General features: G+C 39.3%; 7 protein-coding genes. All 7 read left to right on the top strand.

Annotated features, from left to right (window positions below; translation table 11 throughout):
* Positions 1–98 precede the first annotated feature (98 nt).
* The 7 genes from lhgO to ACM0OY_RS25875 all read left to right on the top strand — a co-directional run bounded on the left by lhgO (position 99) and on the right by ACM0OY_RS25875 (position 7,333).
* Positions 99–1,313, top strand: a complete 1,215-nt coding sequence (gene lhgO / locus ACM0OY_RS25845; RefSeq protein ID WP_414571675.1) for an L-2-hydroxyglutarate oxidase — start codon at positions 99–101, stop codon at positions 1,311–1,313.
* Between the two features lie 420 nt (positions 1,314–1,733).
* Complete coding sequence (locus ACM0OY_RS25850) at positions 1,734–2,759, top strand: NAD-dependent epimerase/dehydratase family protein (RefSeq protein WP_414571676.1); 1,026 nt, start codon at positions 1,734–1,736, stop codon at positions 2,757–2,759.
* A 99-nt stretch (positions 2,760–2,858) separates the two neighbouring features.
* Positions 2,859–4,127 carry a methyltransferase domain-containing protein gene (locus tag ACM0OY_RS25855; RefSeq protein ID WP_414571677.1) on the top strand — a complete coding sequence of 423 codons (1,269 nt, stop codon included), beginning with the start codon at positions 2,859–2,861 and terminating at the stop codon, positions 4,125–4,127.
* Between the two features lie 235 nt (positions 4,128–4,362).
* On the top strand, positions 4,363–5,370 hold the full coding sequence (locus tag ACM0OY_RS25860) for a glycosyltransferase family 2 protein (protein WP_414571678.1): 1,008 nt from the start codon (positions 4,363–4,365) through the stop codon (positions 5,368–5,370).
* A gap of 51 nt (positions 5,371–5,421) precedes the next feature.
* Complete coding sequence (locus ACM0OY_RS25865) at positions 5,422–6,273, top strand: phytanoyl-CoA dioxygenase (RefSeq protein ID WP_414571679.1); 852 nt, start codon at positions 5,422–5,424, stop codon at positions 6,271–6,273.
* Positions 6,274–6,496: 223 nt separating this feature from the next.
* Positions 6,497–7,054 (top strand): dTDP-4-dehydrorhamnose 3,5-epimerase, encoded by a 558-nt coding sequence (gene rfbC, locus ACM0OY_RS25870; RefSeq protein ID WP_414571680.1) that lies wholly within the window; start codon positions 6,497–6,499, stop codon positions 7,052–7,054.
* Positions 7,055–7,153: 99 nt separating this feature from the next.
* Positions 7,154–7,333 (top strand): hypothetical protein, encoded by a 180-nt coding sequence (locus tag ACM0OY_RS25875; protein WP_414571681.1) that lies wholly within the window; start codon positions 7,154–7,156, stop codon positions 7,331–7,333.
* Positions 7,334–7,371 lie beyond the last annotated feature (38 nt).

The raw sequence follows: 7,371 nt of genomic DNA on the forward strand, positions 1-7,371 counted from the left end.
GTGGGGAGTGGGGAGACGCGGGGACGCGGGGAATAACAAATGCCCAATGCCCAATGCCCAAGTAAATTTATAGTGTAACTGGAAGTACGATAATACTAATGTATGATTTTGCGATTATAGGTGGGGGAATAGTTGGACTCTCTACGGCGCTGGCTTTAGGAAAACGCTATCCCAATGCACGTATTTTAGTACTAGAAAAAGAGAGTCAATGGGCATTTCACCAAACCGGCAATAATAGCGGGGTGATTCATTCTGGTATTTACTACAAGCCAGGAAGTTTCAAAGCTAAATTTTGTCGTGACGGTTCTCGTTCAATGGTGGATTTCTGTCAAGAACATGGAATTGACCATGAAGTTTGTGGTAAAGTAATTGTTGCGACTGAAGAACAAGAGCTACCACGCCTAGAAAATCTCTACCAACGCGGCTTGGAGAATGGTATAGAAGTCCAAAGAATTAGCCCCGAAGAAGTTAAAGAAATTGAACCTCATGTTAGTTGTGTAGGTGGAATTCGGGTATTTTCAACTGGCATTGTTAACTACAAGCAAGTTTGTTTGAAATATGCCCAGCTGATTGAACAGCAGGGGGGACATTTACACCTAAATACAAAAGTACTGAAAATCTCACCAAGAGGAAAAAGTCAGGTACTAGAAACAAATAAAGGTAGCTTTGAAACTCGGTTCGTGATTAATTGTAGTGGATTGCATAGCGATCGCACTGCAAAATTAGGTCAAGTTGAACCCCAAGCCAAAATTGTCCCATTCCGGGGAGAATACTACGAACTCACCCCAGAAAAACGCTATCTAGTCAAGACTCTAATTTATCCAGTACCCAACCCAGATTTTCCTTTCTTGGGTGTCCACTTTACCCGAATGATTGATGGTAGCGTTCATGCAGGGCCAAACGCGGTTTTGTCTCTCAAACGCGAAGGTTACAAAAAAACCGACTTTGATTTGGGCGATTTTCTGGAAGTGATGACTTATCCCGGTTTCTGGAAATTGGCAGCCAAACATGCGCCTGAAGGCATCCAAGAAATTATTCGTTCGTTTAGTAAAGCAGCCTTCGTTAAAAGTTTGCAAAAACTAATTCCCGAAGTCCAAGCAGAAGATTTAGTCCCCACCCATGCAGGAGTCCGCGCTCAAGCCTTAATGAACGATGGCAAGCTTGTAGACGACTTTTTGATTGTTTCTGGTCAAAACTCCATCCATGTTTGCAATGCTCCTTCTCCTGCTGCTACTTCTTCTCTAGAAATTGGCAAAGCCATTGTCGCGCAAATTCCCCAACTCTCGCATCTAGATAGTGTAGTAACTGCATAGATAATACCAATTCGCAATGACGCTCGTTCCTCGCTACCGCTTCGCTAACGCAATTCGCAACACCAAAAATCTAGATGCAGCGAGACTTTGTGATTTATATCTGTTGCCTCATTTTGGAGAATTGGTATAAATTGCTTGCACTTTGAGGGCATATAGGCGTTCCTCAATTCAGGGATGAATCTTGTGGGGTAGGCATCTTGCCCGCCCAAAGACGCCGAAGGACGGGCGAGACGCCCATCCCACAAGACTGCTGTTGCCCAATAGATAAGGCAGCAAAGGATTTTACTAAGTATGTAATGACTCTGAAGTGAGTCATATAGCGGTTGTCTTGTAAATACAACACGCTGTGGAGGCGCATAGCTATGCACCCCTACAAAACTAAATCGAATTTAACTCTTCAATACAAAGGCATTAACCACAATGAAAATATTAGTAACCGGCACAGAAGGCTATCTGGGTTCATTATTGCCATCTCTGTTAATCGAACGGGGACATGAAGTTATCGGTGTAGATACTGGTTACTATAAAGTTGGTTGGCTGTACAACGGTACAGATGTCACAGCCAAAACCCTGAATAAAGATATCCGCAACATCACCCCTGAAGATTTGTCAGGTGTGGAAGCAGTTGTTCACATGGCGGAACTCTCCAACGACCCAGCCGGACAATTGGCACCCAATATTACCTACCAAATTAATCATGTAGGTTCAGTTCGTCTGGCTAGCTTAGCTAAGGCTATGGGTGTGCGTCGTTTTGTGTATATGTCTTCGTGTAGTGTCTACGGTGTTGCTACCAAAGATGATGTTACAGAAGAATCTCCAGTTAATCCCCAAACAGCCTACGCAGAGTGTAAAACTCTTGTAGAAAGAGATGTTGCACCATTAGCTGACGATGACTTTTCACCTACCTTTATGCGGAATGCAACTGCTTTTGGTGCTTCTCCCAGGATGCGTTTTGATATTGTTTTAAACAACTTGGCAGGTTTGGCTTGGACTAGCAAACAAATCAAAATGACTAGTGACGGGACACCTTGGCGTCCATTAGTCCACGCATTGGATATTTGCAAAGCAATAGTCTGCGCCTTGGAAGCACCACGGGATATTATACATAACCAAATCTTCAATGTCGGAGATACAGCTAACAACTATCGGGTGAAAGAAATCGCTGAAATTATTGCTGATGTTTTCCCTGATTGTAAATTGTTCTTTGGGAATAACGGCGCAGATAACCGCAGCTATCGGGTATCCTTCGAGAAAATCAACAGCATTCTACCCGGATTTAAGTGTGATTGGAATGCTCGACTTGGTGCCGAGCAGTTACTTAATTTATTCAGTCAAATCGATATGGCTGAAGATACTTTCTTGTTTAGAGGATTTACCCGTTTAAAACAGCTAGAGTATCTGATTCGTACTGAGCAAATTGACAAAGATTTCTTCTGGAGAAAGTAGAAATTAGTTGTAGTTTGTGCTTTAGCACTAAAGTGCAAACTACGAACATATATTCTTCTTTACACAGTAATTTACTCACTATTAATAGGGCTTGAAATTATGGCGAGCGCAAAATGTCGTTTCAGTGGTCAACCTTTACACAAAACTTTTATTGACTTGGGAATGTCACCTTTAGCTAATGCTTATTTGCGACCAGAGCAGCTAAATAAAGCAGAAAAATTCTATCCTCTTCACGCTTATATTTCTGAAGACAGTCTTTTAGTTCAATTAGAACAGTTTGAAACTCCAGATCAAATTTTTAGTGACTATGCTTACTTTTCTTCTTACTCAACAAGTTGGCTAAAACACGCCAAAAAATACACCGATATGATGGTAGAAAGATTTAACTTTAATCATCATACCCAAGTTATTGAAATTGCTAGTAACGACGGCTACTTGCTGCAATATTTTTTAGAGAAAGGCATCCCGGTTTTAGGAATAGAACCAGCAGTAAATATAGCCAAAATTGCTCAAGATAGAGGTATTCCTAGTATTAACAAGTTTTTTGGAATTGAGACTGCCAAAGAACTGGTTATGCAAGGAAAACTAGCTGACCTTTTAATAGGTAACAATGTTTTAGCTCATGTACCGGATCTAAACGATTTCATCGCCGGAATGAAAGCCATCCTCAAACCAAATGGCATCTTAACGATGGAATTTCCTCACATTTTGCAACTCATTGAGCAAAATCAATTTGATACTATTTATCACGAGCATTTTTCTTACTTCTCGTTCCTGACAATCGAAAAAATATTTGCAGCACATAACTTGCAACTTTTTGATGTGGAGGAATTAGCAACTCATGGTGGTTCCCTGAGAATTTATGCTAGACATGACTACGCTATTAATCCTAGCATTAGCGAACGAGTTAGCCATCTCAAAGAAAAAGAAATCGCAGCTGGACTACATCGAATAGAAACTTACGTCACATTTGCAGAAAAAGTTAAAGCAACAAAGCACAAGCTATTAAGTTTTCTCTTAACAGCTAAGGCAGAAGGTAAATCAATTGCTGGTTATGGCGCACCTGCTAAAGGTAATACTTTGCTCAATTACTGTGGTATTGGTAAAGATTTTATCGATTACACAGTAGATTGCAATCCCTACAAACAAGGTTTATTTTTACCTGGAACTCATATCCCTATCTTTCATCCGGATAAAATTCGTGAAACTCAGCCAGATTATGTACTAATTTTACCTTGGAATCTCAAGGAAGAAATTATGGAACAAATGGCATTTATTGGCGAATGGGGTGGACAATTTGTAGTGCCAATTCCTGAAGTAAAAATTTACCCATGTCCTGTTCCTGATAGGGTTTTAATAGCGTTGTAATTACTGAATATAAGTAATTCAGGATTCAAAAATTAGAATTCATAATTAATTAGTGTGGCTAAGCACCGCCAACAATTGAAATCATTAAATTTCCTCTAGGAAAAGTTACACGAATGATTTAGTGTTGTGTTTCATGATTGACTCCTGAATTACTTCTTGTTAAAAGGCGTATTTACCATAAAAATATTTACCATCTCACGACCAATAGGCTATTTACAAATTTCATTACTCTACTATGCCTAAATTACTGACCATTGCCATTCCTACTTATAATCGTGCTGAGTTACTGGATAAACAATTAGCATGGCTGGCTCAAGCTATCAAAGGTTTTGAAGATGAATGTGAAATTTTAGTTTCTGATAATTGTTCAACAGACAATACTCAGGAAGTAATAAAAAAATGGCAAACGATACTCAGCAGTATCACATTTAAATCAAATAAAAACTCCAAGAATTTAGGCGTAGTTAAAAATATTATGTATTGCCTGAATTCTACAACAACAAAATATGTTTGGACAATTGGTGATGATGACCCAATTCAGGATAGAGCTATTGCTTATGTAATCAGCAAACTCAGACAACACGAAAATTTATCATTATTATTCCTCAACTTTTCTGGACGCAATCAAATTACTGGTGAACCAGTTCACCCACCTACAATTGTTGGTAACCGTTGGTTTGATATAGATAGCGAAAATGGTGATGGTGACGGTAAAGCTATATTTGAACATTGTTTTTCAAAAAGTGTCGGTGCAGTTATCTTTTTGACGGCTACAGTCTACCGCACTGATTTAGTAAAACGCGCTTTACAAATTTGGCCAGATGCTGAGAATAACTGGATATCTTTAGCATATTTAGCTGGTTATTGTGCTGCGAATGGTAGTGTAATTGTCACTCAGGAAACTTATTTAGAATGTGTTGTTGGTGTGAGTTATTGGCAGAAAGAACCAAAATCTGCACTATTAATGCAATACAAACACATACCGGAAGTTATTTTAAAATTGCAAGAAAATGGATATTCTAAGCAATTTTGTAGACGGATGCTATTGCAAAATGGCAAAGAAGTCAACTGGAAAGTTTTCTTGGGTGCTTTAAGAAGATGGCCGATGTCCGCCATCAAGACAGTAGTTCCATTTTTGGCTTTAGTTAGCTTGTGTGCTTTTGACGTGATGATTTCTAAAGAGTTGAAATTGGCAGAATCAAGTGAAATATCTAGTCAAGAAATGCGCAGTTATGAGCCATAAACTACTCAAAATCTGAGGATTATACATCAAAAATTATGAGGTATTTATACCATGTTGAGTGCAATTAAACGGAAAATATCTACACTGTTTTCTGATTTGGAATACTACCTAGCTCGTTGGAAGCATAGCAGAAAATTGCCAGCATTAGAAGCAGGCGATCGCCAAATTCTAAATGCTCTCAAAAAAGACGGTGTTTGTGTCACAACACTTGCAGATTTAGGGTTAGATTCTAGCTCCGAACTCCTCAAAGCTGCTTACCAACAATTGTCTCAGATGGAAAATCCAAATAACAGCCATCTAGATGAAAGGTTGCCACAAATTTCCACAGTGACAGGTTTATCAGAATTTTCTAACTGGGGAAAAGAAACAAGGCTGCTCAACATCATCGAAAATTATATTGGTCTTCCTGTTGCTTTTCATGGCGTACATTTACGTAAAGATTTTCCTAGTAAACATCAATTTGGGACGCTGCTATGGCATAGCGATGCTGAAGACCGTCGCATTATCAAAATCTTCATTTACTTGAATGATGTTGAAGAAAAAACTGGCCCATTTGAATATATTCCCCGTTCTTTAGCTCCTGTATTTAGCTGGAAATATATTCAGCTTTACTACAAACTTTACAAGTCAGGTTATATGGGTATTGATGATGAAGAAGTTAAACCAATCATCCCTAAATCAGCTTGGAAATCCTGCCCAGGGCCAGCAGGTACAGTGATTATTGTAGATACGAAAAATGCTTTGCATCACGGCACAGTCCGCACAGAAGAACGGTCAGCATTGTTCTTTTGTTATACTGCTAACCCCCCGGAAAGACCAGACCTTTGTACGCAATATTGGGATGATACTTATCCGAGAGCAGAGTTACGTTCTGTGTTAGATGGAGTTAAAGTTTCAACTTAGAAAGGTAAATTACCTGTTTGTGTTGGAAAAATATCTAATTTAATTAACCGCAGAGACACAGAGAACACAGAGTAAGAGAAATAAAACTAACACAAAATATCTCTCATCTCTCCGTGTCGCGCCAGTTGCTACAAGTCGTGGAACCGCAAGGGCGCACTGGCTTCTCTCTGCCTCTGTGGTTCATCTCTTTTCTGTAATCAACATTCATTTTAAAGGAATCAATATGATCTTCACTGAAACTGAACTTAAAGACGCATTCATTATTGACTTAGAAGAAAAACCAGATCATCGTGGTTTTTTTGCTCGAAGTTTCTGCGCTCAAGAATTTGAAGCACGCGGTTTAAAGCCAACAGTTGCCCAATGTAACTTGTCTTTTAATTACAAAAAAGGCACTATTCGGGGAATGCACTATCAAATTTTACCCGCAGCAGAAACAAAATTAATTCGCTGCACTAAAGGCGCTATCTATGATGTAATTATTGATATGCGTCCCGAATCTCCTACGTTTTTATCGCATATCGGTGTAGAACTCACTCCAGAAAATCGCCGCGCTTTATACGTTCCAGAAATGTTTGCTCACGGTTATCAAGCGCTCACAGATGAAACCGAAGTTGTTTATCAAGTAGGTGAATTTTACACACCTGGATATGAAAGAGGTCTACGCTATGACGACCCATTTTTTAACATTGATTGGCCTTTAGATGTAACTGAAATCTCTGAAAAAGATTTAAATTGGCCGCTATTAAGAATGATGACTGTCGGTGGTACAGCTTCCAGATAATCTCACCTCTTTCTCTCTGCGCGACGCCAGTTGCTGCAAGTCGGTACTGCCCAACGCACTGGCTCTTCTGCGTGAAAAAAATAATTTAGGTAGAAATAAATGCCAAATAATATTCTATCTCCGATCGCCAACTCCTTCTCTCTAATCTCCAAAAAAATCCAAGCTCGCATCAATTACGCCAAAACCTTACAAGTTGTTTCCCTCAAACCAAAGCAACCTTCTAAAGGAAACGTACTCCTTTCTTATCGAATTGAGCCATTCTTATTAACTGGAGTTTAGACTAAAAGCGATATGAGAGAACGCAAATCAAAAGGAAC

The organism is Nostoc sp. CCY 9925, assembly GCF_963920935.1.
In the GTDB taxonomy this organism is placed as follows: domain Bacteria; phylum Cyanobacteriota; class Cyanobacteriia; order Cyanobacteriales; family Nostocaceae; genus Nostoc.